Source organism: Carnobacterium sp. (assembly GCF_049673005.1).
In the GTDB taxonomy this organism is placed as follows: Bacteria; Bacillota; Bacilli; order Lactobacillales; family Carnobacteriaceae; genus Carnobacterium_A.
Window position 1 is genome coordinate 1 of record NZ_JBATXB010000076.1, and the last position, 2,297, is coordinate 2,297.

Annotated in this window: 3 protein-coding genes; all 3 read left to right on the forward strand. The window is 36.1% G+C overall.

All coding sequences use genetic code 11. The annotated features are described in order from the left end of the window. Window positions 1-69 precede the first annotated feature (69 nt). Window positions 70-276, forward strand: coding sequence for a hypothetical protein (locus WBF61_RS05995; protein ID WP_424254806.1), 207 nt, complete (start codon window positions 70-72; stop codon window positions 274-276). Next, window positions 263-622 (forward strand): IS66 family insertion sequence element accessory protein TnpB, encoded by a 360-nt coding sequence (gene tnpB, locus WBF61_RS06000; RefSeq protein WP_424254808.1) that lies wholly within the window; start codon window positions 263-265, stop codon window positions 620-622. The genes WBF61_RS05995 and tnpB overlap by 14 nt, the downstream gene beginning before the upstream one ends. A 104-nt stretch (window positions 623-726) precedes the next feature. Then, window positions 727-2,289 (forward strand): IS66 family transposase, encoded by a 1,563-nt coding sequence (gene tnpC, locus WBF61_RS06005; protein ID WP_424254809.1) that lies wholly within the window; start codon window positions 727-729, stop codon window positions 2,287-2,289. The last annotated feature ends 8 nt before the right edge of the window (window positions 2,290-2,297 follow it).

The window sequence follows — 2,297 nt, forward strand, 5'->3', positions numbered from 1 at the left end:
GGTATCTTTCAAAATAGATAGCCTCTTGATAAAATTAAACAAATTCAGTGTTTACAGGAGGTTTTATTAATGAAAGCAAAACAAGATATTGTCCCAGTTACATTAGCCAATGATTCTAAATCTTCAGCTTCACAACTTTTTAAGCCTAAGACTTCTCCCTCTACATTAGTTGCTCGGGTTAAGTTCTCCCGAACAGAATTATTTTTATACGAAGAAATTAAAGCAGATTCTCTTCGTATTATCCTATCGGAGCTGAGTGCTCATGAAAGTAATTGATTTTACCAAGGTGAAGAACGTGTTTATTGTTTGTGGAAAAACCGATATGCGTCGACAAATTGATGGATTAGCTGCAACAATCGTAGAAGAATATGATATGAATATCTATGATGATGCAGTCTTCCTATTTTGTGGAGGAAGAAAAGATCGGTTTAAAGCTTTGTATTGGGAGGGTGATGGTTTTTTACTCTTGTATAAAAGACTTGAAAATGGACGTTTAAACTGGCCTAGTAAACAACAAGAAGTTAAGCAATTGACCTCTCAACAACTACGATGGCTACTAGAAGGATTGTCAATTGAACAGAAAGTCACGATTCAGCCTGCGGCTGAAGGAATTGTAACATAGAAAAACTAGGCTGGATTGGAGAAAAAACTCTATTCCAGGCTAGTTTTTTTGATGAAAATCACTTATAATTATTTTATTAAAAAAACGGAAAGGGAGGATCAGTTATGTCAATAATGTTGGAACAACAATTAAAAAAATCATTACAGCAAAATGAATTGATGGCTAAAAGTCTCGCAGAGTTAACGCAACAACTTAAGCAGGTCAATGAAGAATTGGCTCTTCAACGTGAACAGAACCAGTATCTTCTCAAGCAGTTATTTGGACGCAAAAAAGAAAGTTTATCTCCCGATAATAGTGATCCCAACCAAACTGATCTTTTTGAGAATGATCCATCTTTTAGTTGGCCAGAGCAGACTGGTGATCAAAGTGCTGAGGAAATAATAGAAGTAACATCTACCTCTCGTCGTAAGAAAAAAGGATATCAAAAAGAAAAAATTGCTCACTTACCAGTTGTTGAACATCTATACCGAGAAGAAAATTGTACTTGTCCTCACTGTACTTCTGTTATGAAAGAAATGGGAAAAGAAGTCATACGTGAAGAGGTTGTTTACATTCCTGCTCGCTTGGAAAATCATCGTCATATTCGTTATGCTTATTCCTGTCAAACTTGTGAAAAGTCAGGAGCTACATCTATTGTAAAAGCTGAAGTACCGAAAGCCCCACTAAACGGCTCTTTCGCTTCTGCTTCTTTAATTGCGGAAACTATTTATCAAAAATTTCAACAAAAGGTCCCAACCTATCGTCAAGAGTCACATTGGAAATTGATGAACTTTGAGATTAAAAGAACGAACATTTCAAATTGGCATAAAAAGACGGCAGAATATTATTTTGAACCTTTGGTTCGATTAATGAAGAAGCATCTTTTGAAAGAAGACGTTTTACATGCGGATGAGACAACATTTAAAGTACTAGATAGTGAGCGAACAAAAGACTATGTCTGGCTATTTAGTTCTGGAAGATACGCAGATAAGAAAATACATATTTATGAGCATGGACCCTCTCGAAGTAGCGAAGTACCCTTAGCCTTTTTAAAAGGATACCGAGGTTATCTTCATTCTGATGGCTTTTCTGCTTATGGTAAACTAATCGATGTATCATCCGTTGCCTGTTTTGCTCATGTAAGAAGAAAATTTTATGATGCCCTTCCAGCTATAGAAGGAGAAAAGAAGAGTACGTCACGGTTAGCGGTGGAAAAATGTGATGTCATCTTTAAAAAGGAGAAGGAATTAGCGGAGCTGTCTATTAAAGAACGACACTGTAAAAGAGAACAATTCATTAAACCAAAATTAGATGAATTTTTCGAGTGGCTTAAAACTCTTAATCCGATGATTAAAGGGAAAATTGGGACAGCTATTTCTTATGCTTTGAAGCAAGAGACTAAAGTAAAGACTGTTTTGAAAGATGGTCGCTTAGTACTTACCAATAATTTAGCAGAGCGAGGTATAAAGTCTCTTGTAATGGGAAGAAAAAATTGGCTTTTTGCGGCAACTACTGGTGGAGCGCGTTCAAACGCTGCAATCTTGAGTATTCAAGAGACCGCAAAAGCCAACGGCTTAAACCCACGTACTTATTTTGAATACCTTCTAACACACCTACCAAACCAAAAAAATATACCTTTGGAGGCCTATTTACCATGGGCTTCAAAGGTGCAAAAAGAATGTTGTTAAAATAAAAT